This is a genomic window from Streptomyces cylindrosporus, assembly GCF_022698165.1.
Classification (GTDB): Bacteria; Actinomycetota; Actinomycetes; order Streptomycetales; family Streptomycetaceae; genus Streptomyces; species Streptomyces cylindrosporus.
Genome location: NZ_JALDAY010000006.1, coordinates 144887 through 171365, shown reverse-complemented (window position 1 = coordinate 171365; position 26479 = coordinate 144887). Strand labels below are relative to the sequence as shown.

Annotated in this window: 25 protein-coding genes; 7 read left to right on the top strand and 18 right to left on the bottom strand. The window is 71.7% G+C overall.

The window, feature by feature from the left end:
• Nucleotides 1-53: 53 nt before the first annotated feature.
• Genes MQP27_RS20545 through MQP27_RS20525 form a run of 5 tightly spaced genes read right to left on the bottom strand, consistent with a single transcriptional unit; the run spans nucleotide 54 to nucleotide 4893 of the window.
• On the bottom strand, nucleotides 54-851 hold the full coding sequence (locus tag MQP27_RS20545; protein ID WP_242766751.1) for an SDR family oxidoreductase: 798 nt from the start codon (nucleotides 849-851) through the stop codon (nucleotides 54-56).
• Between the two features lie 55 nt (nucleotides 852-906).
• Nucleotides 907-1929, bottom strand: coding sequence for a 5-oxoprolinase subunit C family protein (locus MQP27_RS20540; RefSeq protein WP_242766750.1), 1023 nt, complete (start codon nucleotides 1927-1929; stop codon nucleotides 907-909).
• Nucleotides 1926-2657 (bottom strand): 5-oxoprolinase subunit B family protein, encoded by a 732-nt coding sequence (locus MQP27_RS20535; protein ID WP_242766749.1) that lies wholly within the window; start codon nucleotides 2655-2657, stop codon nucleotides 1926-1928. The genes MQP27_RS20540 and MQP27_RS20535 overlap by 4 nt, the downstream gene beginning before the upstream one ends.
• A 22-nt stretch (nucleotides 2658-2679) precedes the next feature.
• Nucleotides 2680-3489, bottom strand: a complete 810-nt coding sequence (locus tag MQP27_RS20530; protein ID WP_242766748.1) for a 5-oxoprolinase subunit PxpA — start codon at nucleotides 3487-3489, stop codon at nucleotides 2680-2682.
• Nucleotides 3490-3516: 27 nt separating this feature from the next.
• Nucleotides 3517-4893: an MFS transporter gene (locus tag MQP27_RS20525; protein ID WP_242766747.1), complete on the bottom strand. Its 1377-nt coding sequence runs from the start codon at nucleotides 4891-4893 to the stop codon at nucleotides 3517-3519.
• 1039 nt (nucleotides 4894-5932) lie between these two features.
• Here MQP27_RS20525 and MQP27_RS20520 point away from each other — a divergent pair.
• Genes MQP27_RS20520 through MQP27_RS20505 form a run of 4 tightly spaced genes read left to right on the top strand, consistent with a single transcriptional unit; the run spans nucleotide 5933 to nucleotide 9505 of the window.
• Nucleotides 5933-6571, top strand: coding sequence for an RraA family protein (locus tag MQP27_RS20520; RefSeq protein ID WP_242766746.1), 639 nt, complete (start codon nucleotides 5933-5935; stop codon nucleotides 6569-6571).
• Nucleotides 6568-7635, top strand: a complete 1068-nt coding sequence (locus MQP27_RS20515) for a D-2-hydroxyacid dehydrogenase (protein WP_242766745.1) — start codon at nucleotides 6568-6570, stop codon at nucleotides 7633-7635. The genes MQP27_RS20520 and MQP27_RS20515 overlap by 4 nt, the downstream gene beginning before the upstream one ends.
• 36 nt (nucleotides 7636-7671) lie before the next feature.
• Nucleotides 7672-8442 (top strand): SDR family oxidoreductase, encoded by a 771-nt coding sequence (locus MQP27_RS20510; RefSeq protein WP_242766744.1) that lies wholly within the window; start codon nucleotides 7672-7674, stop codon nucleotides 8440-8442.
• A gap of 28 nt (nucleotides 8443-8470) precedes the next feature.
• A complete protein-coding gene (locus MQP27_RS20505) occupies nucleotides 8471-9505 on the top strand; it encodes a zinc-binding dehydrogenase (RefSeq protein WP_242766743.1) in 1035 nt (344 codons plus the stop codon).
• 25 nt (nucleotides 9506-9530) lie between these two features.
• Here MQP27_RS20505 and MQP27_RS20500 read toward each other — a convergent pair whose 3' ends face one another.
• The 11 genes from MQP27_RS20500 to MQP27_RS20450 all read right to left on the bottom strand — a co-directional run bounded on the left by MQP27_RS20500 (nucleotide 9531) and on the right by MQP27_RS20450 (nucleotide 20094).
• On the bottom strand, nucleotides 9531-10253 hold the full coding sequence (locus MQP27_RS20500; RefSeq protein ID WP_242766742.1) for a maleylpyruvate isomerase family mycothiol-dependent enzyme: 723 nt from the start codon (nucleotides 10251-10253) through the stop codon (nucleotides 9531-9533).
• Nucleotides 10250-11095, bottom strand: coding sequence for a fumarylacetoacetate hydrolase family protein (locus MQP27_RS20495; RefSeq protein ID WP_242766741.1), 846 nt, complete (start codon nucleotides 11093-11095; stop codon nucleotides 10250-10252). Before MQP27_RS20495 ends, MQP27_RS20500 begins: the two co-directional genes overlap by 4 nt.
• Nucleotides 11092-12228 (bottom strand): cupin domain-containing protein, encoded by a 1137-nt coding sequence (locus MQP27_RS20490; protein WP_242766740.1) that lies wholly within the window; start codon nucleotides 12226-12228, stop codon nucleotides 11092-11094. The genes MQP27_RS20495 and MQP27_RS20490 overlap by 4 nt, the downstream gene beginning before the upstream one ends.
• Nucleotides 12225-13256, bottom strand: a complete 1032-nt coding sequence (locus MQP27_RS20485; protein ID WP_242766739.1) for a flavin reductase — start codon at nucleotides 13254-13256, stop codon at nucleotides 12225-12227. Before MQP27_RS20485 ends, MQP27_RS20490 begins: the two co-directional genes overlap by 4 nt.
• A complete protein-coding gene (locus tag MQP27_RS20480) occupies nucleotides 13253-13894 on the bottom strand; it encodes a 4-carboxy-4-hydroxy-2-oxoadipate aldolase/oxaloacetate decarboxylase (protein ID WP_242766738.1) in 642 nt (213 codons plus the stop codon). Before MQP27_RS20480 ends, MQP27_RS20485 begins: the two co-directional genes overlap by 4 nt.
• A complete protein-coding gene (locus MQP27_RS20475) occupies nucleotides 13891-14544 on the bottom strand; it encodes an RraA family protein (protein ID WP_242766737.1) in 654 nt (217 codons plus the stop codon). Before MQP27_RS20475 ends, MQP27_RS20480 begins: the two co-directional genes overlap by 4 nt.
• The gene (locus tag MQP27_RS20470) at nucleotides 14541-15239 is read right to left on the bottom strand and encodes an RraA family protein (protein ID WP_242766736.1); all 699 of its coding nucleotides are present in this window, start codon (nucleotides 15237-15239) and stop codon (nucleotides 14541-14543) included. Before MQP27_RS20470 ends, MQP27_RS20475 begins: the two co-directional genes overlap by 4 nt.
• Complete coding sequence (locus MQP27_RS20465; protein WP_242766735.1) at nucleotides 15236-16249, bottom strand: DODA-type extradiol aromatic ring-opening family dioxygenase; 1014 nt, start codon at nucleotides 16247-16249, stop codon at nucleotides 15236-15238. The genes MQP27_RS20470 and MQP27_RS20465 overlap by 4 nt, the downstream gene beginning before the upstream one ends.
• A gap of 10 nt (nucleotides 16250-16259) precedes the next feature.
• Nucleotides 16260-17264 (bottom strand): amidohydrolase family protein, encoded by a 1005-nt coding sequence (locus MQP27_RS20460; RefSeq protein WP_242766734.1) that lies wholly within the window; start codon nucleotides 17262-17264, stop codon nucleotides 16260-16262.
• Between the two features lie 22 nt (nucleotides 17265-17286).
• Nucleotides 17287-18759 carry a 4-hydroxyphenylacetate 3-hydroxylase family protein gene (locus MQP27_RS20455; protein WP_242766733.1) on the bottom strand — a complete coding sequence of 491 codons (1473 nt, stop codon included), beginning with the start codon at nucleotides 18757-18759 and terminating at the stop codon, nucleotides 17287-17289.
• A 147-nt stretch (nucleotides 18760-18906) separates the two neighbouring features.
• Complete coding sequence (locus MQP27_RS20450; protein WP_242766732.1) at nucleotides 18907-20094, bottom strand: PucR family transcriptional regulator; 1188 nt, start codon at nucleotides 20092-20094, stop codon at nucleotides 18907-18909.
• Between the two features lie 193 nt (nucleotides 20095-20287).
• On the opposite strand from MQP27_RS20450, the gene MQP27_RS20445 reads away from it, so the two are divergent.
• The 3 genes from MQP27_RS20445 (at nucleotide 20288) to MQP27_RS20435 (ending at nucleotide 24305) form a co-directional block, all read left to right on the top strand.
• Complete coding sequence (locus tag MQP27_RS20445; RefSeq protein ID WP_242766731.1) at nucleotides 20288-21748, top strand: aldehyde dehydrogenase family protein; 1461 nt, start codon at nucleotides 20288-20290, stop codon at nucleotides 21746-21748.
• A gap of 34 nt (nucleotides 21749-21782) precedes the next feature.
• The gene (locus MQP27_RS20440) at nucleotides 21783-22736 is read left to right on the top strand and encodes an isocitrate lyase/PEP mutase family protein (RefSeq protein WP_242766730.1); all 954 of its coding nucleotides are present in this window, start codon (nucleotides 21783-21785) and stop codon (nucleotides 22734-22736) included.
• A gap of 294 nt (nucleotides 22737-23030) precedes the next feature.
• Entirely contained in the window at nucleotides 23031-24305 is a 1275-nt protein-coding gene (locus MQP27_RS20435) for an MFS transporter (protein ID WP_242766729.1), read from the top strand.
• 276 nt (nucleotides 24306-24581) lie between these two features.
• Here MQP27_RS20435 and MQP27_RS20430 read toward each other — a convergent pair whose 3' ends face one another.
• Both MQP27_RS20430 and MQP27_RS20425 read right to left on the bottom strand, forming a co-directional pair.
• Nucleotides 24582-25412, bottom strand: coding sequence for a p-hydroxycinnamoyl CoA hydratase/lyase (locus MQP27_RS20430; RefSeq protein ID WP_242766728.1), 831 nt, complete (start codon nucleotides 25410-25412; stop codon nucleotides 24582-24584).
• Between the two features lie 74 nt (nucleotides 25413-25486).
• The gene (locus tag MQP27_RS20425) at nucleotides 25487-26305 is read right to left on the bottom strand and encodes a PaaX family transcriptional regulator (RefSeq protein WP_242766727.1); all 819 of its coding nucleotides are present in this window, start codon (nucleotides 26303-26305) and stop codon (nucleotides 25487-25489) included.
• Nucleotides 26306-26479 lie beyond the last annotated feature (174 nt).

The window sequence follows — 26479 nt, the reverse complement described above, 5'->3', positions numbered from 1 at the left end:
TGGTCGGGCCTGCTGACGGCGGAATGGTCGGATCCGCTGCCTGGTGGGGGCGGTCAGCCCCGCAGTACGGCGTCCGCGGGTGCGCCCGCCCAGCGGCTGATCTCCAGGTCGCCGGAGGTGTCGCGTTGCCGGGTGGGGGCGACGACGATCTCCTGGAGGACGACCCGTTGGGGCAGGGTGACGGCGAGGCGGATGGCCTCGGCGACGTCCTCGGGCTGCACCATGTTCGCCCGCTCCTCGGGGGCCGGGGGTCGGGCGCGGTTGTCGAGGATGGGGGTGTCCGCCTCGCCGGGCAGCACGGTGATCGCGCGCAGGCCCTGGTTGCGGAAGGTGTTGTGCAGGAAGGTCATGAAGTTGCGGACCCCGGCCTTCGCCGCGCCGTAGGCGGCCCCGCCCAGCAGGTTGGGGTTGACGGCGGCGAGCGAGGAGACCGTGACGATCGTCCCGGTGCCCCGGCCGAGCATGTCGGGCAGTACGGCCTGGGTGAGCTGGAAGACGGCCGTGAGGTTGACGTCGAGGACCTCGCGCCACTCCTCGTGCGGCAGCCACTGCGGGTTGAGTACCGAGGAGGCGCTGCCCGCGTTGTTCACCAGGACGTCGACAGGGCCGAGTTCGGCGTGCACCCGGTCGAGGACGCGGGTCACGTCGTCGGTACGGGTGACATCGGCCGCGAGGGCGAGGGCGGTGCCGCCCTCGGCGCGGATCGTGGCCGCGACGGCGTCGAGCGCCTCCTGCCTGCGGCCGACCAGTACGACGGTCGCGCCGTCCCGGGCGAGCAGCCGGGCGGTCTCCAGCCCCATCCCGCTGCCCGCTCCCGTGATGAGCGCGGTCCTGCCGGGCGACGTGGTCACCGTTCCTCCTCCATGACAGATCTGAGTGAATCCGAGCAGATCTGAAATTCGAATCTCAAATGAGAATAGCTTCGCAATTGATACGGGACAAGGGCGCCCCGAACCCCAGGGCCCCGAACGCCTCGGCGGCCGCGTGTCCCAGCGCGCGCACCTCGGCCTCGCGGCGCGCGAACCGCCGTAGCGAGGTCTCGCGGTCGATCCAGCGGAACCGCAGCTCCCGTCCCGGACCGGCCTGCCCGAGCAGCGGCAGCGCGGCCCGCGAGGTGACGCCGACGATCGGATAGCCCGCCGTCAGACTCCGGTAGCGGCCGAGCACGATCAGCTCGTCCGCGTGCGGGATCTGGAGCGCGCCGACGGGGACACCGTGCGACACGATCTCGGTGTCGTCGTCCGGGTGCAGCACCGGGCCGTCGAGCCGGAGCCCCACATGGTTGGAGCGCGGGGTGACGACGTACGTCGAGTCCTCGATCAGTTGGCGGATGCCGGCGATCGTGTGGATGCCGTGGCTCGCGACGACGTCGACGACCCAGGGCCCGTGGTCGAAGCGCGGGACGGGGACGGGCAGCCTGAACAACTGCGGCTCGAACAGCCGGCGGCCGAAGCCCCGGAACTCCGTTTCCACCAGCAGCCGTTCGCCCCGGGCGATGACCTGCCCGAACCCCATCCTGGCGTCCGGGGCGGCGCTCCCCAGCAGGGTCCGCGCGGTGAGCGTGCCGTTCACGGCCAGATACGTCCGGGTCCCGCGGTCCATGTCCCCGCGGACCCGGATCTCCTGACCCGCCGGCACCACCAGCGGCGACCAGCTGTCGGCGGGCGCGCCGCCCACGGTGACCTGAGCCGGTGCGCCGGTCACGGCCAGCAGGACGGGCGCGCCGGGCACCAGGGCCAGTTCGCCGCCGAGGCTCTCGATGAGAGTCGCTTCCCGGGGATTGCCCACGAGAAGGTTCGCGACGCTCGCCGAGTGCTGGTCGGCCGCGCCGCCGGTGGGCACACCGCGCCGCTCCGTGTCCCGGCGGCCGAGGTCCTGGAAGGTGGTGACCCATCCGCTGCTCGTGATGTCGAGTCCGACGGTCGTCATACGGCCTCCTCCGTCGGTAGCAGGAAGCCGGCGTCCAGCGCCGCCGCCTCGTCACGGGTGACGGGCGTGAACCGTACGACATCGCCGGGCCCGAACGAGACGGGGTCCGGGCGGGAGATGTCGACGATGGTGTGCGGGGTGCGCCCGACGACCCGCCAGCCGGTCGGGCCGGGGAACGGCTGGATGATCGCGTTGGTGCCGGCGATCATGACGGACCCGGGTACGACGTCCGTCCGCGGCTCGGCACGCCGGCGCACCGGCCGGGGCACCTTGAGCCCGTCCATCATCGGGGCCATCGCCGCGCCCAGGAGCGCGATCGTGAAGGTGGACTCCCCGATGGCCTCGATGACTTCGGCGGGGGTCAACCCCAACTCCTCGGCCACGGAGGCGAGGTCGGGGCCGTACTCGCCGTCGAAGACGACAGGGACGGTGAACGCGCGCACCGTCCGTCCGGGGGACGGCCCGTCCGAGGGCGCCCACCGCGCGACCAACCGGACCGCGTACTCCACGTGCTGGAGCGCGGTCCGCAGCGGGTCGAACTCGACGAGCAGGGACTCGAGACCGGAGACGACGTCGAGCACGCCGGGCGGGCGGTGCGCCAGGAACCGGTCGCGGAAGGCGACGATCGCGGCCCTGCGGATCGCCTGGTCGGCGTGGGGGATGGTCACCATCACCGCCGAGTCCCCGAAGGGCTCGACGGCGACGGCGCCGTACTGTGCCGTGGTCATCGCCTGATCCCGCGTCCGGCCCTCAGCGGGCAAGCGCGGCCTCCTTCGCCTTCTCCGCCAGGACGTCCCGCAACCCGGCCACCTTGATGTCCGCCGCCGCGAGCGCGGCGCGCAGCGCGGTTCCGTTCGCGAGGACGGACGGGTGGTCGCCGTGCAGCAGGAGTACGTCAGCGTCGTGACCGAGCGGCACGACGTTGCCGTCGACCGAGCGGACGGTTCCCTCCCGCACGACCTGTGCGGAGCGCTCGCCGATCAGCTCGGGGTCGTGGATCAGACCGCCCTCGTGCGAGCGCGGCACGGGCATGCCGTCGTCGCCGTAGCCCCGGTCGGCCAGGAAGACGTAACCGACCTCCAGGCCGCGCTTGCGCGACTCCTCGGCGAGCAGTCCGCGCTGGCAGATGACGATGTAGTCGCGGTTGTACGCGGCGACCGCGTCGGTGATGGCCCTGGCGTGCTTGGCGTCGGTCTGCGCGATCGAGCCCATCCGGCCGTGCGGCGCCACGTGGCTGATGGTGCCGCCGTGCACCCGTGCGAAGGCGTCGAGCGCGCCGAGCTGGTAGAGGACATCGGTGCGGATCTCCTCCTCGGTGGCCTCGATGAGCCGGCGGCCGAAGCCGACGAGGTCGGGGTAGCCGGGGTGCGCGCCGAGCTCGATACCGCGCTCCACGCAGTCGCGGACCGTCTGGTCCATGATGCGCGGGTCACCGGCGTGGAAGCCGCAGGCGATGTTCGACGAGGTGACGAGCCCGAGCAGGGCGGCGTCGTCGCCGATGGTGTAGTTGCCGAAGCTCTCGCCGAGGTCGGCGACGACGGCTACGGAGTTGGTTCCCATGGTGTCTCCCGGGGTGTTTCGGGTGTCTCAGCTGGTGGCGAGGGGGCGGCCCTTGGTCTCGCGCAGGAAGGCGATGCTGACCAGAGTGATCAACGCGGTCAGGATGGACGCGAAGGCCGGGATCAGATTGGAGCCCGTCGACTCGATCAGGTCGGTCATCACCAGCGGGGCGCTGCCGCCGAAGATGATGGTCGAGATGCTGAAACCGATGCTGTAGGCGGAGTAGCGGACGCTGGTCGGGAACATCTCGGCGAGTGCGGTGTGGACGACGGCGGCGTGCCCGGAGAAGGCGACCGCCAGGACGACGGTGCCGATACAGGCGAGCCCGAACTCGCCCGTGGTGATGAGACGGAACATCGGGTACGACACGGCCGCCATGGCGATGGCGGAGCCCGCGAGCACGGGTTTGCGGCCGATCCGGTCCGACAGCCGGGCCATCAGCGGGATGGAGACGGCGATGGCGACCAGGCTGAACGCCGTGACGGTGAGCGCCCGCAGCATCGAGAAGTTGTGCGCGCCGAGCGAGGTCTTCAGGTAGGTCGGCATGTAGACGAAGAGCAGGTAGTAGCCGGGTCCGTTGAGCGAGGGCAGGAAGATCGTGAGCGCGATCGCCTTCAGGTGGCGCGGGGAGGTCAGGGCCTCGCGCAGCGGGTTGCGGGCGACCGTCCTCTGCTCGCGCAGGGCCACGAAGTGCGGGGTCTCCTCCAGCCGGCGCCGGATGTAGAAGCCGACGTAGCCGAGCGGGACGGCCAGCAGGAACGGTACCCGCCAGGCCCAGGATGTCATCGCGTCGTCGCCGAGCGCGGTGATGAGGACGGCGGAGAAGGCGCTGCCGAACATCAGGGCGACGAACGAGCCGACGGCGATGAAGCTCATCATGTAGTTGCGGCGCGCGTCCGGCGCGTACTCGCCGACGAAGGACATGGCACCGGCCACCTCACCGCCGGCCGAGAAGCCCTGCAGTACCCGCAGCAGGACCAGCAGGACGGGCGCGCCGACTCCGATGGCCGCGTGGGAGGGGATGAGACCGATGGCCGCGGTCGCCGCGGAGATCAGGACCAGGAGGGTGGCCAGCAGGGACTTGCGGCCGATGCGGTCCCCGAGGTAGCCGCAGATGACACTGCCGAACGGGCGGGCCAGGAAGCTGATCAGGAACCCGACGTTGGTGAGGAAGAGGCCGCCGGCCTCGGCCCCGCCCATGATGTTGATCGCGAGATAGGTGACGAGCAGGCCGTAGATACCGTAGTCGTACCACTCGACGAACGAGCCGATCGCACCCGCGACGGTGGCCTTGCGCACCACCTTCGCGTCCGCGGAGACGACGTCGACCGCAGTCGCGCCGAACTGTTCCGACGCGCCCTCGGGGCGGTCTGATGTGGTGTGGAGCCGATCTGACGTTGTCATACGCGTTCACTTTCGGGTCGCGGACTCCGGGGACGGCGTCCTGAGAAAACCTGTGTTGAACGTGGTCGCTACCGGCAGCCGCTGCTGTGTCGAGGCGCACCAGTACCTTGTGGGTCATTTCGGCGGAGAGCGGTGGTGGCGCCTCGGGGGGAGTGGTGTGACGTCGGTGCCGTTCAGGAAACCGTTCGTCCCGGTCTTGTGGTGGTTCGGGCGCGGCCGTCGGGGTGTCGGCTCATCGTGTTCCTGCACTGCACGGTGTCACCGTGCCCCGAGCCGGCCGAAGACCAGGGTCGGAGCCAAGTTGCGACTTGAATTTCGAATGAGAATAGGTTCGCATTCCTGGGCGGTCAAGGGTCGGTGTTGCCCCCACGTTAACCTTGCGATTCCATCGCGCTTCCGTCTTGGGTGGTCCGGCTGCTCCTGGTGGGCTGCGGACGGTTCCGGTGTCCGGCGGGCGCCTGGCGGACACCGTTCGGGATGCCGGCCCGGCTGTGCGGCGCTCGATTCCGCCAGGTGGCCCTTGCCTCCTCGCGCCGAGGCCGGACCCTCGGGCCCGGCTGTCCATCCTTGGAGGTGGCGGTCCGCTCGGCGGGTGCCGATGCGGGGACTGCTGGCGAGGGGGGCGTGCTGGAGGGGGGCCGAGTGCTCCGCCCCTTGTCCTGGCCTGCGGATGGATGCAGAATGACTTCCGTAAAAAGCGAAAGCTTTCGCATTTTCTGCCTCGGGGCGGGATGGGATGTACCCATGGCACCCACTGCGGGAACCGCTTCGGCGGCCGAAACCACACGGCCAGGACCCGACCGGGCGGCTCGCGGCACATCCCGTGGCGGCCTCAGGGCCGGCGTCTCGCCGGAGGCGAGTGCCCTCGGAGCGGAGCCCGGGCCGGACTCCGCTGCCGGCCGCCTCTCGTGGAGACCTGACGCGGCGCGGTCCGAGCACTCGGTGCCGCACCGCTCCCGCGTGTGACCGTCGGACAGGCGAGGCCTGCCCGTTCGCCCTCTGCCCCCCGCCCCGCCGACACCACTTCAAGGAGCCTGCGATGCCCCAGGACAACGTACGTGTGACCAGCTCATGGGACCGCGTCGACGGTCAGGTGCTCGATCAGTTCCGCACCCACTCCGTGGCCAACCTCGGTGACGCCCTCGACCGGTTGAACATCGTCGACGGCGGTATCGCGCCCATCTGGAACGGGGCGAGGGCCGTCGGCACCGCCCTCCCGGTGCTCACCGTCGCGGGCGACAACAAGGCCGTGATCGCGGCCCTGGAGCACATTCGCCCGGGTGACATCCTCGTCATCAACGCCTTCGGCTACGAGGGCCGCGCCGTCATCGGCGACAACCTCGCCCAGCGCTTCGACGCGTTCGGTGCCGTCGGGGCGATCGTCGACGGATATGTACGGGACGCCGCGATCATCGAAAAGCTCGGCGTCCCGGTCTTCGCCCGCGGTCTCACGCCCGCCGGCCCGTTCAAGAACGGGCCCGGCACGATCGGTGAGCCCGTCGCCATCGGCGGCGTGGTCGTGAACCCCGGCGACATCGTCGCCGCCGACGGGGACGGTGTCATCGTCATACCGCCGCACCGCGCCGACGAGGCGCTCAAGGCGGTCGAGGAGATCGTCGCCCGTGAAGCGGCTCTGGACGCCGAGGTCGAGGCGCTGCGGACCAAGGCGGCCCGGTGAACGCCCCGGACCAGGTGGCGGGCCGTCTCCGGGTCGCCGTCGCGGCCCGGCTCGCCGAGGAGAACTGCGCGCGCATCCGGGAGCTGGAGCCGCGGGTCGATCTCGTCGTCGACCACTCCCTCCTGCCTCCGATGCGCTGGCCCGCCGACTTCGCGGGTGATCCCGCCTGGCGGCGCACCCCCGGGCAGCAGCGCGCCTACGAGGCCCTGATCGACTCGGCCGACGCCCTGTACGGCATCCCCGACGTGGACCCGGCGGCCCTGGCGCGCACCGTCCGGGCCAATCCCCGCCTGCGCTGGGTGCACACCATGGCCGCGGGCGGCGGCAGCCAGGTCCAGGCCGCCGGGCTGAGCGTGGACGAACTCGACCGGGTCCTGTTCACCACCTCGGCCGGGGTGCACGGACAGCCGCTCGCCGAGTTCGCCGTGTTCGGCGTACTCGCCGGGGCCAAGAACCTGCCCCTGCTCAGGCGCCGGCAGCGGCGGCACGAGTGGGGCGGCCGCTGGACGATGGGGCAGGTGAGCGCGCAGACCGTGCTCGTGCTCGGCCTCGGCGGGATCGGCCGGGCCGTCGCCGCGAAACTCGACGCGCTCGGCGCGACGGTCGTCGGCACGAGCAGAAGGGACGTCACCGTCCCCGGCGTCTCCACCGTGGTGCACCCCGACCGCGTCGTCGAGGTGGCGCCCACCGTGGACGCCGTCGTGAACACGCTTCCCGGTACCGCGGCGACCGAGCACCTCGTGGGCAAACGGTTCCTCGACGCCCTGCGGCCCGGCGCCTGCCTGGTCAACGTCGGCCGCGGGAGCGTCGTCGACGAGGCCGCCCTGCTCGACGCGCTCGACTCCGGCCGTGTCGGCTTCGCCGCGCTGGATGTCTTCGAGACCGAACCGCTGCCCGCCGACAGCCCGCTCTGGGACCACGAGCAGGTGCTGGTGAGCCCGCACACCGCAGCGCTCGACGCCGCCGAGGACCGGCTCATTGCCGAGCTCTTCGCCGCCAACGCCACCCGGCTCCTCGACGGACACCGCCCGGTCAACCGGGTGAACACCGTCGAGTTCTACTGACATCTTCTACTGACATCAAGGAAGACAACCACGCACATGACCTCCGCCTTCGACCTCACCGGAAAGGTCGCCCTCGTCACCGGATCGAGCCGCGGCATCGGACTCGGTATCGCCACGGGTCTCGCCGACGCCGGAGCCACCATCGTCCTCAACGGCGTGGATCCCGTCCGTCTCGAAGCGACCCGCGCGACGCTCGCCGACCGGTTCGGCGACGACCGCGTCGCGGCCCGGGCCTTCGACATCGTCGACGAGGACGCCGTCGCGCGGGCCGTCGCGTCGATCGAGTCCGAAGTGGGCGCCATCGACATCCTGGTGAACAACGCGGGCGTCCAGCACCGCGAACCGCTCGTCGAGGTGAGCCTCGACAACTGGCGGCGCGTGCTCGACACCAACCTCACCGGTGCCTTCGTCGTGGGTCGGCAGGTCGCCGGCCGGATGCTGCCCAGGCACGCCGGGAAGATCATCAACATCTGCTCGGTGCAGACCGACCTGGCCCGCCCGACCATCGGCCCCTACACGGCGGCCAAGGGCGCCCTGCGCAACCTCACCCGGGTCATGACCGCGGAATGGGCCGCCGAAGGGCTGCAGATCAACGGAATCGCGCCCGGATACATCCACACCGAGATGACACAGAACCTGGTGGACGACGACGAGTTCAACTCATGGATTCTCGGCCGTGCGCCCGCGCGGCGCTGGGGCACGGTGGCCGATGTGGTCGGCCCGACCGTGTGGCTCGCCTCCAGCGCCTCCGACTACGTCAACGGCCAGGTCGTCTTCGTCGACGGCGGCATGACGGTCGTCGTATGAGTGCCGTCGTCCGAGAAGGGAAACGTCCATGACTCCCCGCACCACCCTCGCGGTCGTCGCCCACGGCGCCGACGACGTCCGGATCGAACGCGTCGCCTTGCGTCCGCCCGAGCCGCACGAGGCCGTCTTGAGCGTCGCCCACGGCGGTATCTGCGGCTCCGACCTGCACTACTGGCGGCACGGCGCCGTCGGGGAATCCGTCCTGCGGGCGCCGATGGTCCTCGGGCACGAGGTGTCCGGAACCGTCCTGCAGGCCGCCTCCGACGGAACCGGCCCGGCCGCCGGAACCCGGGTCACGGTCCATCCGGCGCGGCACGAACACACCGACGTCCGGTTCCCCCCGGACCGGCCCAACCTCTCTCCGGGAGTGCGCTACCTCGGCTCGGCCGCGCGTTTCCCGCACACCGAGGGAGCCTTCGCCCGCGAGATCGTGCTTCCCGCGGCGATGCTGCGCGCACTGCCCGAGCGGATCGACCTGCGTGCCGCGGCCCTGGCCGAGCCGGCCGCGGTCGCCTGGCACGCCGTCTCGCGGGCGGGCGATGTCGCCGGCAAGCGCGTCCTGGTCGTCGGGAGCGGCCCCATCGGTGCCCTGGCCGTCGCGGTGGCGGCCCGCGCCAGCGCCGCGGAGATCGTGGCGGTCGACCTGCACGCGAAGCCCCGTGAGATCGCGGCCGTGGTCGGCGCGACACGGACACTCGACGCGGGCGACACCGAGGCCGTCGCCGCCGTGGACGCGGACGTGGTGATCGAGTCCTCCGGCAACCACCGGGGTCTCGCGTCCGCCATCCGGGGTGCCACCCGGGGCGGCACGGTGGTCATGGTGGGGCTCCTGCCGAACGGCGACCAGCCCGTGCCGATCGCGCACGCCATCGGCCGGGAGCTCCGGCTGGTCGGCTCGTTCCGCTTCAACGACGAGATCGACGAGGTGATCGCGGCGATCGCCGACGGGTCCCTGGCCGTCGGCCCGGTCATCACCCACGACTTCCCCGTGGACGAGGCGCTCAAGGCCTTCGCCGTCGCTGCCGACGCCTCGGTCTCCAGCAAGGTCCTCCTCACGTTCTGAGCCCCGCACCGGCGACGTCCGCCGCTCACAACCAGGCGGACAGTGCGGGTGCCTCCGCTCCCGGGGCCGTGGTCACGCAATGGTCCCGGCCGGCCAGATAGGCCGTGATCTCGGCGAGGGGGCCGGTGACCGTGATCGTTTCCCCGTTCTCGTCGGACGCGGGCGGCAGGTGCCAGCGTGCGGGCGCGTCGGTCGGTTCCAGGGTGATCCCCGCCCCGGGGGCGGCACCGCGTCTGGCCACGACGTCGTCGCACAGCGCGGTGAGGAAGTCGGCGGGCAGGTCACCGAAGCGGACACCGGTGCCCAGGTCGACGGCGTGCACCCACACCTCGCGCGAGCGCAGCCACGGGATCTCGGTGGCCGGTACGGTGCGGCCCTGCGCGGTCAGCACGCGCGCCGTCCACCGGTCGTCGTCCAGCGCGTCCATCGCCTTCTCCAGGGCGTCGCAGGAGAGCCGGAGCCATTCCGTGAGGCGTGCGCCGGGCTGTCGGCTGCCCTCCTCGATGCCGACCGCGCGTTCCTCGGGGGAGGCGTACATCGGGGTCGGCGTGCCGGTGACCGCCCAGTGCACGAGGTTGGCCAGGGCGTCCGCGTTGGCGGCGACGTGCGCCACCACGTGCTTGCGGGACCAGCCGGGGAGCGCCGAGGGGGCGTCGTAGGCCGTCTCGTCCAGGAGGGCGGCGGTGTGGACGAGGAGTGCGGTTCCCTCCCGCATCCAGAGGCTGGTGTCCGCGAGTGATCGGCTCATGGGGCGCTGTCCTCCTTGACGACCCGGTTGTGCAGCCGTCCGATGCCCTCGACCTCCGCGACGACGGTCTCGCCGCCCAGCAGGAAGCGCGAGGGCTTGCGGGCGTGGCCGACCCCGCCGGGCGTTCCGGTGGCGATGATGTCGCCGGGGTGGAGCCGCACGATCGTGGAGACGTACTCGACCAGGGCGACGGGGTCGAAGAGCAGGTCGCCGGTCGTGTCGGACTGCATGACCTCGCCGTCCACCTCCAGCCGTACGTCCAGTGCCGGGCGGACCCCGCCGGGCAGTTCGTCCGGCGTCACCAGATAGGGGCCGACCGGTGTCGAGGAGTCCCACGCCTTGCCCTGGAGCCACTCACGGGTGCGGAACTGCCAGTCGCGGCAGGTGATGTCGTTGAGCGCGGTGAAGCCCGCGATGGCCTCCACGGCCATGTGAGGGGTGGCCCGGCGGACCTGCTTGCCGATGACGACCGCCAGTTCCACCTCCCAGTCGAACTGGGCGGTCTCCTCCGGCCGCACGATGTCGTCACCGGCCCCGATCAGACTGTCGCCGAACTTCGCGAAGAGCGTGGGGTGTTCGGGCAGGTCGCGGCCCATCTCCGTGATGTGGTTGCGGTAGTTGAGGCCCACGCACACCACCTTCGAGGGGCGGGGGACCACGGGCGCGAAGTCGGCGCCGGCGACCGGATACGTCGTCCCCGGAACGGCGGCCTGCGCGCGCTCGTACCAGTCCGGCCGGGCCAGGAAGACGCCGAGGTCGGAGTCCCCGAGGTCGATCAGGACGTCGCCGTCGAGCCGGACGGCCCTGGTCGTGCCGTCGGTGCGGAGGGTGGCGAGCTTCATCGGGCGGCTCCTTCGGTGTGCTTGCGGTGGAGGCGGAGCGCCTCGAAGACGGGCGCGTCGCTGAAGCGGAACAGGTCCAGAGCCCCGGAGTCGGAGTCGGTGGACCCGGCCTCGGAACGCGCCGAGAACGGCTCCCAGGACGGGACGACGAACAGATCGCCCCGTGTGACCGACCAGGTCTTCTCGCCCACGGTGACCGTGCCGGAGCCGTCGAAGACCTGGTATACGGAGGACCCCGTCTCGCGCACCGGGGCGGTCCCGGCGCCGCGCGCGATCCGGTGCATCTCGGCCCGGATGGTGGGCAGCACGTCGGTGCCGGTGGCCGGGTCGGTGAAACGGACGGCCGCGTGGCCCGGCTCGACGGTGGAGCCGAACCCCTCGGCCTCGACGGCGAGTTGGTCGGTGAGGGCCCGATCGGTGTGCTCCCAGCGGTACGCAAGGAGCGGCGACCCGGGGGCCGTTGTACCGGCCGAGACGGGTCGCAACCCCGGGTGGCCCCACAGGCGTTCGGACCGCGAGCGCTCGGGAGTGGTCCGTTCGGCGTCACTGATCCGGTCGCGGCCGAACTCGAAGAACTGCGCCTCCGTGACGTACTGGAACGGGATGTCGAGGCCGTCGATCCAGGCCATCGGTTCGGCGGTGGCGTTGTGGTGGGCGTGCCAGTTCCAGCCCGCCTGGGGCAGGAAGTCGCCGCGCCGCATGGGGACCGGGTCGCCGTCCACGACCGTCCACACGCCCTCGCCCTCGACGACGAAACGGAAGGCGTGCTGGGTGTGGCGGTGCTCGGGTGCGTCCTCGCCGGGCATCAGGTACTGGATGGCCGCCCACAGGGTGGGGGTGGCGAAGGGGCGGCCGCCGAGCGCGGGATTGGCGAGGGCGATGGCGCGGCGCTCGCCGCCCCGGCCGACGGGAACCAACTCGCCCGCCTGGGAGGCCAGTTCACGCAGCCGGTCCCAGCGCCACAGGTGCGGAACGGCCCGGGAGCGCGGGTGGGCCGGCATCAGGTCGCCGATCTCGGTCCACAGCGGGACGAGGAGTTCGCGCTCGAAGCCCCGGTAGAGGGACTTCAGCACGGGGGTGACCTCAGGCTGGCCGGGCGCCTCGACGGCCGCCAGCCGGACGGGCGTGTTCATGCGCGAACCCCCTGCTCCGCCGCGGTGAGGGACGCCTTTCGCGGCCCCAGACCGTTGCGTACGACGGCCAGGTGCTCCGTCATGGCCACGCGGGCGGCCTCGGCGTCGCCCCGGGCGATCGCGTCGTAGATCACCTGGTGTGCGGTGTTGGTGTGGGCGGTGGCGGCGTCGTCGGTGCCGGCCGCGTAGTGCCGGTGCCGGGCCTGGACTAGGGTGTCGAGCGCCGCGCGGATGGCGGGGTTGCCGCTGGCCCGGCCCAGCGCGGTGTGGAAGGCGACGGCCTCGGCCGTGAACGCCGCCGGGTCGCCCGCCGCCTCGTGGGCGCGGCGCATGCACTCGCGCAGCGCGGCGAGGGTCTCCGGGTCGTGGCGGAACGCGGCGAGTTCGGCGGCCACCGGCTCCAGCGCCAGCTGGGCGTCGATGAGGTCGGCGGGCGACAGCCCGGACGCGTTCAACTGCTCGGACAGGGCGGCCGACAGCGGGGCGATACGGTCGTCGGGCGAGCCGGGGTCCGTCGGGTCCAGGCGCCGGTAGCCGCCCGACCAGTAGACCAGGGGCTCGCCGTCGCGGCGGCCCGCGGCCTTGACGCTCCCGACGAGGGTCTCGTGGTCGCCGCCGGGGAGGATCGCCTCCACCGTCGCGTCGAACCAGGCGAGGCCGCCGTCCAGCACGGGTGCGCCGGTGACCTCGGTGCGGCTCGGGATGCCGGGGAAGGCGTCCTGGCTGAACCCCCGGCCGCGCGTCGCGAAGTACTTCGACACGGCCTGCTGGTCCTCACCCAGCACGTTCACGGAGAACGCGCCCGCCGCGCGCACCTCGTCCAGCAGGGCACTGCCGGTGTTCACCGACACCGACACCAGCAGCGGGCGCAGCGACAGCGAGACGAACGACGTCGCGGTGAGGCCGTACAGGCCGCTGGGCCCGCGCAGGGCCACGACCGTCACACCGGAGGCGAAGCGGCCCGCGGCGGCCCGGAAGGCGTCCTCCAGGGTGTCCGTCGCAAGGGGGGTCGAGGGTGTCGTGGTCATGATTGGTCCTCCGGTTGTCCCAGCTCGCGGAAGCCGTAGAGGTCGAGGGTGAGGGCGCCGGCGCGGAGCTCCGCCATGTACTGGTCCTCCTTGGCGGCGCGGGCGCGTGACGCGTCCAGGACCCGTCGCGCCTCGGCGGCGGGCAGTACGGCGATGCCGTCGGCGTCGGCGACGACCAGGTCGCCGCGTGCGACGCGGTGGCCGCGCAGGTGAACGGGGCTGCCGACGCGGCCGGGCCAGGACTTGCCGGTGCCCAGGATGGCGACGGAGGTGGAGAAGGCGGGGAAGCCGATCTCCCGCAGCCGGTCGGTGTCGCGTACGCCGCCGTCGATGACCAGCCCGGCGACCCCCCGGGCGAGTGCGGAGACCGCCAGGACCTCGCCCCAGTAGCCGTGCTCGCTGCCGCCCGCGTCGACCACGAGCACGTCGCCCGGCCGCGCCGCTTCCAGTGCCCAGTGCAGGGGCAGGTTGTCGCCCGGTGCCGCCGCGACGGGCAGGGCGGTGCCCACGCACCGTGCGCCCGCCCAGGCCGGCCGGAACACCGGCGGGAGGGCGCACGGCAGTCCGGAGGCCTCGTAGGCGGTGGCCGAGCCGAGGGCCAGCAGTTCCTTCAGCTCGCCCGCGTCGAGAACGGTCATGACGACCTCCGCTGCAACAGGTGGTAGCCGTAGCGGGACCTGGCCTCCGCGATGGTGGCCCCCTCCAGCGCGGCGGCCAGGATGCCCGCCTCGCGTTCCTCGATCTCGCGGGCCACACCGAGAATTTCCTCGGCGCGGTCCCACGGCACGGCGACCACGCCGTCCTCGTCGCCGATCAGCAGGTCGCCGGGGCGCACCTGCACGCCGCCGACGGTGACCGGCCCGCCGACCTCGGCCACTTCCACCCGGTCCTTGCCGGTGCGCATGAAGCGGCCCCGGCTGTAGACGGGGTAGCCGAGCCCGAGGGCGCGGTGGGTGTCGCGGCAGACGCCGTCGATGACGGTTCCGGCGACGCCGCGGTGGTGGGCGACGGCGGTGAGGATGTCGCCCCACACGGTGGCGTCGGTGCGGCTGGCGTTGTCGAGGACGACGACCTGGCCGGGTGTGACGTCGTCGAGGTAGTCGCCGACCGTGCCCGGAGGGGATCCCGCGGCCTGGTAGCGCACGGTGAAGGCACGGCCGAGCAGCCGCTGCCCGGCGCCCAGGGGCGCGAGCCCGTGCAGTGAGCCGGGCAGCGCGAGCCGGTCGAGGGCGTCGGAGACGGTGGCCGTGGAGAGGCCGGTCCAGTCGTCGAGGTCGAGGTCGCTCATGAGGTCGGCTCCTGGAAGCGGGCGGCGGTGAACTGCGAGTCGTGCATCACGTCGACGACCGAGCGCCCGGCTCGGACGGCCTCGCCCATCAGCCGTTCGCGCTCCACGATCCGCAGACCGGCGGCGAGGACGTCGTCGAGGCGGCCGTTGGGGATGAAGGCGAGCCCGTTGCGGTCGGCGATCAGCCAGTCCCCGGACTCGACGGTCACACCGCCGACCGACACGGGGACGTCCATGGCCCGCTGGACGATCCGGCCCCGGGCGCTGACCGGCACCGCGGCACGGGCGAACAGCGGCAACCCGAGCTGCTCGCACTCCTGCACGTCGCGGCAGGCGCCGTCCACGACGACCCCCGCGACACCGCGGACGGTGGCGGCCTCGGCCAGCAGTCCGCCCCAGCAGGAGACGTCCGTACGGCCGTCGTTGTCGACGACCACGACGTCACCGGCTCCGGCGACGGCCACGAGGGGCGAGGCGATGTGGGTGCTCGGGCCGTCGCCCCCGACGGGCACGGCCTTGACCGTGCGGACCCGGCCCACGGTGACGCCTGGTGCCGCCCACATGGGGGCGATGCCCGTGACGGCGCCGGGCAGGCCCAGCGAGTCGAGTGCGTCGGAGACGGCGCAGGCGTCCAGCGCGCGCAGCTTCTCCAGCACCCTCGGATCGGCGGTGTCCGTCACCACTGCCGCGGTCATGCGGGGCTCCAGGTGACGAAGCCCATCGCGTTGCCGGTTCCGGCCTCGGTGCGGTAGCACGGCTCGTAGCGCACGGAGTCCACGGCCAGCCCGGTGGCGTTGAGGGCCGCGGCGACGGTGATCCAGTTCCGCAGCTCCGAGCTGCCCGACCGCATCTCCTCGGGGGTGAACTCCCTGAGGGCTTCGGTGTCCCCTTCCCGCAGCGCCGCCAGGAACCGCTGGTCGAGTTCCTCGTCGACCACGAAGTGCGACAGGCCGCCGGAGGCGACGAGACCGACCTTCAGGTCCTCGGGGAAGGAGGCGATGGCGGCGGCGAGCGCCTCGCCGAAGGCGACGCACCGGCGGGCCGTGGGCGGGTTGGGCTCGTAGAAGGTGTTCACGAACACCGGCACGAACGGCACCGTCGAGGTCTCGCCCAGGATCCGCTGGTAGATGAAGCCGAAGCCGTGCGGGATGCCGTGGTTGTCGTAGTCGCCCGCCGGCAGCCGCTTCGAGGCCGCCGTGTCGAAACCGGCGGTGACGGTCTGCTCGATGAGGTGGCGGGCCAGGCCGGACGCGGTGGGCCGGACGATCAGGTGATCGGGCACGTCCCCGAACGCGGCCTCCGCCAGTCCGGGCGGCATGGCGTCCAACTGCGCCTCGGTGAACGGCACATGTGCCACCTCGTCGCCCCAGTAGACGGCGAAGGCGGGCAGCAGCTCGTCGTCGTAGACCTCCTTGTGGTCGCTGGAGACGATGACCAGCACGTCCACGTCGGCCTTCTCCAGATGCCGGCCGAGGCCGTCCAGGGCGCTCTGGCAGGAGGCCGCGCGCCGCGTCTGGGTCTCGGACGTGCACTCGGCCGAGAAGTCCTCGCGCAGTGCGGCGAGTTCGGCGAACGTGTACGTCCCGCCCCGGAAGGCGAGGGAGGTGCTTTTGCGGTCGGCGACGCCGCGCACGTGCCAGAGCTCCGGTGCCATCTTCAGCTGGGGTCCGTGCGAGGAGCCGATCCCCGTGACAATGCGAGCCATTGATGTTCCCTCAGATCCTGAAGAGCGAGACGGCGTTCTTCTCGTAGAGCGCCTGGCGGTCCCCGTCGCTGAGCCACTCGATGCCGTCGACCAGGGTGTGGATGTCGTCGAACCAGCCGCCGGTGGCCGGGTTGATCTGCGAGCCGGTGCCGGGCTTCTCGGTGCCGAACAGGCAGCGGTCCACGCCCACCGTGCGGATCAGCAGCTCGATCGCGTCCTGCGTGTACAGGCAGGTGTCGAACCACAGCCGCCGCAGCCGGTCGATGTACGGCACCCCGCCGGAGCGCACCACGTCCGGCTGGAACCGCCCGACCTGGTACGGGATCGCGCCGCCGCCGTGCGAGACGACGATCTTCAGATCCGGGAAGTCGGTCAGCACCGAGGACGACAGCAGGCTCCAGACGGCGACCGTCTCCTCCTGGATGAAGTGCAGGCTGTACGGCTCCCGGGTGGGCGGCTTGCAGCCAGCCGAGTGGATGACCGCGGGCACGTCGAGTTCGCACAGCGCCTCGTACAGCGGGTACCAGTAGCGGTCGCCCAGCGCGGGAGGCGTACGGGTGCCCTCGTAGGGGTCCGGGTTCAACAGCGCTCCGACGAAGCCGAGTTCGGTGACCGTGCGGCGCAGCTCCTTCGTCCACGCGGCGACGTCCGTGTCCGGGGTCTGCGGCAGGCCCGCGATGCCGCGCAGCCGGTCCGGGAACAGCTGGACGGACTGGTGGATCACGTCGTTGACCGCCTCGGTGAACGCCGTGACGATCCGGGCGGGCTGCTCGCTGTGCATCATCTGGTACGGCCGCGGCGAGATCAGCTGGATGTCGATCCCGGCCTCGTCGAGGTGGTCCATGTGGGAGACGTGGCCGAAGCTCGGGTTCGGGGCGTGCCAGGCCTCGCGGAGCTGGTCGTCGCTGACGGACGGCGGCCGTACGCCGTGCGAACCGCGATGGGACAGCAGGCCGGACTTCCACACGTAGAGCGAGTCGGGCGCGGTGACATGCCCGTGGGCGTCGATGATCAACGGGGGCTCCTTACGGGGAGTTTCAGGGGCGGGAGATCAGGTCGCGGATCTGCGCGTCGACGGCGGAGCTGTCGTACGACCGCCACAGCCGGGTGCGGCCGGCGCCCGGCTCGCCGCGGTGCAGGTACTCGTACAGCTCCTGCCGCGAGCCGAAGCCGGAGCCCACCAGGTCCCAGGCGATGCGGAACAGCCGTGACTTCTCGTCCACGCCGATGTCGTGGCCGCGCATGTACGTCTCCAGGGTCGGCCGCAGCTCGGAGGTGAGGTCGGCCTCGCTGGGCTGCATGATCAGCCCGGAGGAGCCGATCTGCCGCAGGATCTCGGCGACCCGCGCCGACACACCGGCCGACCAGAAGCCGAGGCCGTAGCTCACGCGGGGCGCGAGCAGCCCGCCGGGGGTGCGCTCGGCGGCGGCTTCGGCGCCGATGATGCCCAGCTCCAGGGTCTCGGCGTACGAGATCAGCTCGCCGAGCTGTTCCTGGATGCCGCGGAAGGTGTCCACGCCGATCGAGTGGGCGACCATCTTCGCGACGGAGACGAACACCCGCAGCCGCTGCAGGAACCGGATGTGGGTGGACTGCAGGCTCCACGCGTTGATGCGGACCAGCCCCTTGATGGCGGTCATGCTGTCGCCGAGCAGGAACAGCCGGTCCCAGGGGATGAGGACGTCGTCGAAGAACAGCATCGCGTCCTGCTCGTCGAAGCGGCGTCCGAGCGGGTGCGTGTGGCCCTCGGCGTCCAGGCTGTACGGCTCCCGGCAGAGAATCCGCAGCCCCGGCGCGTTCATCGGCAGCGCGAACCAGAGCACGAACTTCTCGGCGCCGCGCGCCGCGGTCACGCCGTTGAGGTAGACGAGGACCTCGTGCGAGAAGGGCGCGAGCGTGGCGAGCTGCTTGGCGCCGCGCACGACCACGCCGTCCGCGTTCTCCTCGACGATGTGCAGCGAGAGGGTGTCGTCCTTGCGCGGGTCGGCGCTGCGGTCGATCTGGGGGTCGCCGAGAGCGTGCGTGAGGACGAGGTCGTGCTCGCTGGCGTACCGGTGGTAGGCGACGGCGTTCTTCCCGAACTCCTCCCGTACGGCGGCCAGTTCGGGCGCGTAGTCGCGCAGGCCGACGACGACGTTCGACATGAAGTCGGGGGAGCGCCCGAGCTGGCCGAGGCTCTCGCGCATCCACCACTCGCTGGCCGCGAACTTGGCGCGCAGCTCCTCGGGAGTGGTCGGCATCGAGTACGCCTGGCTGACCCGGTTGCCCGTCTCCGGAGACACGAAGGTCGACAGCTCGACGTGCTCCGGGTCGTGGCGCAGGTCCAGCAGCCTCGCGAACTCGTCGACGACGCCACTGAAGGCCGGATGCGTGGCCACGTTGTCCACACGTTTGCCCGACAGCCACACCTCGCGTCCGTCGTCGAGGCTCGCGCGGTACTGGTCTCCGGTCAGGATGCCGGTGGCGCCGGTGAGGGCACCGGACGTGCCGGCCGGTACTGAGGTGGTCATGTGTGCTCCTACGGACCTGGACCCTGCGGATCTGTGTCACTCGGAGTCAACGCCCGGCCCCGCTGCGGGCACATCGGATGCCGTGGACCACATGGGGGGCGGGAATTCCGACACGGTGTCGGAGAGGTGGCGATCCGGCCGCGTTTTTCAGCCGCCGGTGGAGGGGAAGAGCGGCAGGATCCCCGCCAGCCGCGCGACCCGCAGCCCCGTGTGCAGCTCCCTGCGTGCGGCGCCGTCCCGCAGGTCGGCCCCGGTGACCTTGCGGGCGCGATCCAGCCGGTAGTAGAGGGTGCTGCGGTGGATCATCAGGCGCTTCGCCGTCTCCTGGCCGTCCGCGCCGCAGTCCAGGTAGGCCTCCAGGGTGGTGGCGAGATCGGGTCCTGACGCCGGGTCGACCAGCCGGGCGACCGAGGCGGGCAGATCCTCCACCGTCAGCCGCTCCAACGGCAGCCGCAGCAGGAGCCGGTCCAGGCCGAGGTCGTCCCACGAGACGACCGGGCCGTACCGCACGGGGTCCAGTTCCCCGCCGCGCACGGCGAGCCGGGCCTGCCGCACTGACGACACCGTGTCGGACAGCTCGTGCACCGGGGCGCCCATGCCGACGAGTACCCCCTCGCGCGCGGGCGGCCGAACGGGAGTCCGGGACCGGCTCGCACCGTGGGCGAGGACGGCCACCGCCCGGTCGCCGATCACCGCCCCCGCGACCGCCTCGCGCATCGACCGGGCGAGACCTGCCAGCGCCGACTCCAGGGCGGTGCGCCGCTGCGCCGCCGACGAGCCTCCCGCGTCGGGGGCGGCGATCACGAAGCCGGTGTACTCCGCCGCGTCCGGCAGCGCGCCGTCGTCCACCAGGGCGCGGGCGGCCTCGGCGCGCCGCGCCGCGTCGTCCGACACCAGGTCCGACACGAGCATGCGCAACCGCAGCCGCGTCTCCTGGCTGTCCAGCGCCCGTACGGCGAGCAGGCGGCCGAGGTCCGGTCCGAACCGGTCGAGGAGTTCGCGCACGGTGGCGGGTACGTCCCGTGGGGCTCCGGGTTCCACCCACACCAGGTAGCCCATCAGCCGGCCGTCGTGGCGCACCCCGACCGCGATCCGCTCGGGGACCCCGTCCGCCGCGGGCAGCCGTACCGGTGAGGCGGTGTGAGCCGCTCCGGAGGCGCGCAGCATGTCGCGTACGGTGGCGCTGCCGCGCCGGGAGAGGATCGTCAGCCTGCGGGCCTCGTCGACGTCCGCGTCATGGGCGCTGTACGCGGCCACGTTGAGGTCGACGTCGTAGAGCACCAGCGGGCGTTCGAGCAGCGCGGCGAGGTGTTCCACCGTCGTGTCGATGTCCATGCCAGGCCTCCTTGCCCCGGGGTTCCACGTGCCCGTCCACCAGCCCGCCGGTCCACCGTCCGGAACGCGCCCCGCCTCATGATCGCATCCGACACCGTGTAGGAAACAGGGGGCGGAGGTTGGCGCGGTGTGCCCAAGGCGGCGGGACGGCGTGGATCTTAGCGTGGGGCCGTTGGCCGAGAGGGGAGTCCATATGTCCGCCCTGAACCTGATCTCGCTCCAGGGACTGATCTTCTCCGACGGATGGCGCGTTCCGTCCGGCGGCGAGCGGGAGGTGCGCAACCCGGCGGACGGGTCCCCGGTCGGCAGGATCGGCCTCGGCGATGCCACGGACGTCGACCGGGCGTGCGCCGTGGCCGCGAGCGCCCAGCCTGCCTGGGGCCTCGGCCCCGCCACCCGGCGCAAGCAGGTGCTGCTGGCCGCCGCCGACGCCCTCGCCGAGGCCCGCGCCGAGGTGGTGGCGACGCTGGTCGCCGAGACGGGCAGCACCCGGGGCAAGGCCGAGCAGGAGGTCACGAAGTCGCTCGACGAACTGACCGCGGCGGCCGCCCTGACCGACCTCCCGACCGGCGAGCTGCTGCCGCACGACACCCCCGGGACGCTCAGCATGGCCCGCCGTGTCCCGGTCGGCGTCGTGGGCGTGATCGCCCCCTGGAACGCCCCGCTCCTGCTCGCGATGCGCTCCGTCGCGCCCGCGCTGGCGCTCGGCAACGCCGTGGTGCTCAAGCCCGATCCCAAGGCCGCCGTCTCCGGCGGCTGGGTGATCGCCCGGATCCTCGAAGCGGCCGGGCTGCCGACGGGGGTGCTGCACGTCGTCCCGGGCGGGCCGCAGACCGGCGAGGCGCTGGTCGCGGACCCCCGGGTGCCGGTGATCTCCTTCACCGGTTCGTCGGCCGCCGGGCGCCGGGTCGGTGCCGCAGCCGGGGCCCTCATCAAGCGCGCGGTGCTCGAACTCGGCGGGAACAACCCGGTGTTGGTGCTCGACGACGCGGACCTCGACGCCGCCGTCAACAACGCGGCCTGGGGCTCCTTCCTCCATCAGGGGCAGATCTGCATGGCCACCGGCCGCCACCTGGTCCACGAGAGCCTCGCCGACGCCTACGTCGAGAGGATCACCGCCAAGGCCGAGGCGCTGCGCGTCGGGGACCCGGCGGATCCGGCCGTGAACATCGGCCCGCTCATCAGCGAGGACCAGGCCGGCCGTGTCGAGAAGATCGTGGACGAGGCGGTGTCGGCGGGCGCGCGGCTGGTCTCGGGCGGCACCCGCAACGGCACCTTCTTCACCCCGACCGTGCTGGCCGACGTGGATCCCGCCTCCCTAGCGTTCACCGAGGAGATCTTCGGCCCCGTCGTCGCGGTGACCCCGTTCACGGACGACGACCACGCGGTGGCCCTCGCCAACGCCGGCGAGTACGGCCTGTCCGCCGCCGTGCACACCCGGGACTTCGCCCGCGGCCTCGCCCTGGCGGGCCGGATCAGGGCCGGGATGATCCACGTCAACGGCCAGACGATCAACGACGCCGCCCACATCCCCATGGGCGGCATGGGTGGCTCAGGCAACGGCGGAAGGCACGGCGGCCACTGGAACCTCGACGAGTTCACCCACTGGCAGTGGGTGACGGCGAGCCCGACGGCTCCGACGTACCCGATCTGACCCACCTATCCGATCTGATCGAGAGGAACCGACCGTGCGATCGGCGACGCAGAAGCGCGAACTGTTCCGGTCCCTGCTGGCCCGCGACGGCCTGACCGTCGTACCGGGCGGATTCAGCCCGATGGACGCCGCCATGACCGAACGCGCGGGCTACGACGCGTTCTTCCTCGCCGGTTCCCAGGCGGCGGCGTTCCTGTACGGCGCGCCGGACGTCGGGGTCCTCGGCCTGAACGACATGGCCGTCCACGCCGGCCGCGTCGCCGGGCACGCCGACATCCCCGTCCTGGTGGACGGCGACACCGGGTACGGCAACGCGGTGAACGTGTACTTCGCCGTACAGCAGCTCGTCCGGTCGGGCGCGGCGGCGGTGCAGATCGAGGACCAGGAGGCCCCGAAGAAGTCCGGCACGGACGCGGGCCGCCGTCTCGTCCCGGTGGACGAGGCGGTGGGCAAGTACCGCGCGGCCGTGCGTGCCCGCGACGAACTGGACCCGCTGTTCGCGATCTGCGCGCGGTGCGACGCCATCGGAGCCGAGGACGGCGGCTTCGAGGAAGCCGTCCAGCGCTGTGTCCGCTACGTGGAGGACGGGGGAGCCGACTTCGTCTGGCTGAACTCCCTCCAGACACGGGAACAGATCGCCGAGGCCTGCGAGCGCGTCCCCGCGCCCGTGATGACCGTGTGGGGAGGCGAGGGTCCGGGCCCCACCCTCGACGAGTACGAGCGGCTGGGCCTGCGCATCGCCCTCTTCCCGGTCCTGGCCTCGAAGTCCGGTCTGCAGGCGGCGTGGGAGCTGCTGCACGCCTTCCGGCAGCAGGGCACCCCCGCCCTCGACGACTGGGCGCGGAAGGTCGCCGACAGCCCCTGGGGCGCGGCGCCGCTGCCGTCCCTCACCGGTACCGAGCGGGTGCGGCGGCTGGAGGACGAGTTCCTGCCGGCCGAGATCCGGCGCGACTACGAGTCGACCTTCGGGCACACGCCGTCCACCTGAGCGCGGTGCCGCACCCGGTGGACTCAGCGAGCCCATCGATGTAAAACACAATTTATTCTGCGTACGCAGAAGTGTTGTTCTTTGGCTGGATGCCTTCTACTTTGGTGCTGCCTGACCGGGGCGACTTCGAGCCGCGATGTCAAACCGATCCGTCATGGCGAACCTGAAAGTGTTTTCTGTCAGCTCGGCCCGGTCCTCCGTGCCGGGCCCGGGTTCCGGCCGAGCCGCTGCGTCCCCCCACCTCGCCGCCCGTCTCATGTCGCTCCGCTCCCTCCGCTCAGAGGAGACATGGTCATGGATAACTCAAGCGTCCCGGTGGTCGTAGGCGCCCCGGGCGGTTCCGTGGCCGACGTGCCACGCGCTCTTCCCCCCGGCTTCGTCACGAAGATCGCCCTGGCTCAGTTCGGCCTCTTCAGCGCCCTTCTGACCCCGGTACTCGTCACGCTGCCGCTCCGGGTGGCCCACGTCGACCCGGCCCACAAGACGGCCAGCCTCAGCCTCGTGCTGACCCTGGGCGCCCTGTTCTCCCTGATCGGGACCCCGCTCGTCGGCCGCCTCTCGGACCGTACGACCTCCCGCTTCGGCCGGCGCCGGCCCTGGCTCGTCGGCGGTGTGGCGGGCGGCCTGCTCGGCCTGTCGCTGATCGCGTTCGTGCCCTCGGTGCCGGTCATCGCCGTCGGCTGGGTGATCGCCCAGTCGTCGCTCTTCGGCACCATGGCCGCCCTCCAGGCCACGGTCGCCGACCAGGTGCCGGCCTCCCGGCTCGGCAAGGTCTCCGGCGCGCTGGGGTTCGCGCTCACCGTCTCCACCGTGGCCGGCGCCCAGCTCGTGGCCCGGTTCTCCGACGTCAGGGTGCAGTTCCTCGGACCGGCCCTGCTGGCGTTCGTGCTCGTCACCTACTACGCGGTCACGCTCCCGGACCAGCGCCTGGAGGCCAAGCCCGGGCGGCTGTCCGTCCGTGAGATCGCCGGCAGCTTCTGGACCAACCCGGTCAAGCACCGCGACTTCGGCTGGGCCTGGCTGTCGAGGGTCCTGGTCATGTTCGGCATAGTCGCCCCGCCGTCGTATCTCGCCTACTACCTGATGTCCGACTTCCAGGTCGCGGATGCCGTCGTCGCGGGCAAGGTCGGGCTCCTGATCCTGGTCAACTACGTCGCCAACGCCCTCGTGGCGGCGTGCAGCGGCTGGATCTCCGACAAGGCGGGCGCCCGCAAGCCCTTCGTCATCGGCGCCAGCCTGGTGATCGCGCTCAGCCTGGTGCTTCTGGCGTACGCGCCGAACTTCGCCACGGTCGTGGTCTCCCAGATCCTGGCGGGCGCGGGCGCGGGCATGTTCTACGCCGTCGACATGGCCATGATCACGGTGGTGCTCCCGAGCAAGGAGAACGCGGCCAAGGACCTCGGCGTCATGAGCATCGCCAACGCCCTGCCCCTGATGCTGGCCCCCCTGCTCGCCCCCGCGCTGCTGGGCATCGGCGGCGGCGACAGCTACGCCCTCTTCTTCACCTTCGCGGGCGCCCTCGCCCTGGCCGGCGCGCTGTCGGTGCCCCGGATCCGGGGCACTCGCTGATCCACCGCCGTTGTGGCTGGTCGCGCGGTCCCTCCCCCCCCGGCTTTCGGCTGGGGGGGGAGGAACCGCGTCCTTATGGGGGTGCTGCCGAACCGCAGTCGACTGCACCCGGCCCGCTCAGCTTGCCCGGCGTCCGGCCCGCTCGGCCCGGACGGTACCCCCGGACACGCCGATTCGGCCCGCCGCCCCAGGGGCGGCGGGCCGAATCGGCGTGTCCGTACGCGGGTGGTGATCCGCCGTGCCGGGTCACCGGCGCGGCGGATCACCACCCGCGGCTCAGCTGCCGGAGTCCGTCCGCCGGTACGGGGCCAGCCCCGGCTTGATCTCCTTGGTGTCCAGGAACTGCGTGAGGCCCTTCTGCCTGCCGTCCTCGCCGTCGCGGGTGAGCAGCTGGGCCGACTTGGCCGCCATGTAGTCCGTGGCCTGCTCGTAGCTCATCGTCGCCGCGTGCCGGAACGTCTCCTTCGTGGAGCGCAGCACCTCGGGGTTGAGCTTGCGGAGCTTGGCGGTGAGTTCCCGGACCGCCTCGCCCAGCTCCTCCGCCGGCACCGAGGAGTTGACCAGCCCGATCTCCCGGGCGCGCTGTCCACCGAAGGTCTCGCCGGTGAGCGCGTAGTAGAGCGCGTCCCGGTAGCCCATCGACAGCGCGATGTCCTTGGTGACCAGACCGCCGGGAAGGATGCCCCAGTTCACCTCGGACAGTCCGAACTGGGCCTCGTCCGCGGCGATTGCGAGATCGCACGACACGAGGGGCATGAAGGCCCCGCCGAAGCACCAGCCGTTGACTGCGGCGATGGTCACCCGGGGGAAGAAACGCAGGCGGTTGTAGGCCCACTCCCGCATGGTCCACCTGGCCTTGTCGGCGAGGACCTGGTCGTGGTCGGTCTCCCGGAAGTACTCCTTGAGGTCCATGCCGGCGCTGAAGGAGTCCCCCGCGCCGGTGAGGACCAGGACGTCCGTCCCGGCGTCCGTCGACAGACGGGTGAGGGCGTCCAGCATCTCGTCGTTGAGCTGCGGACTCATCGCGTTGCGCTTGTGCGGCCTGTTGAGGGTCACCGTGGTGACGCGGTCTTCGGTCTCAACAGAGATGCACTCGTAGTGGGGCATGTCGTCGCTCCTCGGCCACTAGGCTTCGAGGAGAATGTATAACGGTTTTTCGGCTATGGCCAGATGATTGTTATTCATTGCGGAACGGCGGCCTCGGCGTAGGGGGTCGCTGCCGCCGCGAGCGCGTCGTGGGCCCGGACGAACAGCCGGTGCGCCTCGTCGCCGGTCCAGCCGGGCGGCTGGAGTTCCGCCGGGAGCTGCGGGTCCCGCTGCACGGCGTGCCGGTAGGTGTTGACGAGCCGGACACGCTCGGCGAGCGCCGTGCCGGCGTCGAGTGCGGGGGAGCGGTACTCGTCGAGCCGGGTGCGCAGCCACCGTACGAACGTCGCGTAGTCCGCGGCGATCTCCTCCAGTTCCCAGCACTGGGCGGCCATGGCGCGGTCGGCGGGCAGTCCGGTGGTGCGGGTCGTGAGGAGGGCCAGCCGGGCGTTGGGCAGTGTCGCCGCGGCGTTGGCGATCTCGTCCAGCCGGGGGTGCGGGCACACCCAGGTCGCCGGCGCGAGGGGGCCGAAACCGAGCCAGGACAGCTTCTTGCGGAGTTCGTCGCGCGTCTGGCGGTCGCTCTCCGGCACCGTGTAGATGACCATCGACCACTCGCCGTCCCAGGGGGCGAGGGGCTCCCGGAAGATCTTCCGGCGTCCCTCGTCGAGTGCCTGGAGGGCGGTCGGAGTGAAGCGGTAGATCGATTCGCGTCCCTCGCGGCGCACGTCGAACCACCCTCGTTCGCGCAGTCGGGCGAGGGTGACCCGCATCACCGGGCCGGAGATGTCGAGCTCCTCGCCCAGGGCGACGAGGGCCTTCAGCCGGATCTCCCGGCCACCGGTGCGGTCGAAGTCGCCTAGGAGATCCATGGTCAGCGATGTCGGCTTGGGTGAGTTCCCGTTGTCCACCATGGCCCCATCCTAGGGGGCGCCGGCCGGAACGTGTAACAGATCATCGTCGGCATACCCTTTTGATTCGTTGAGATCTTGAATCCGTGCCGCTCGATCGGGAGGGTGTGTGGCGTCCCGGTGGTGTCGATCCGATTCATGTCTAACAGATTTGCGTGTAGCGTTTCCAATTTGTTT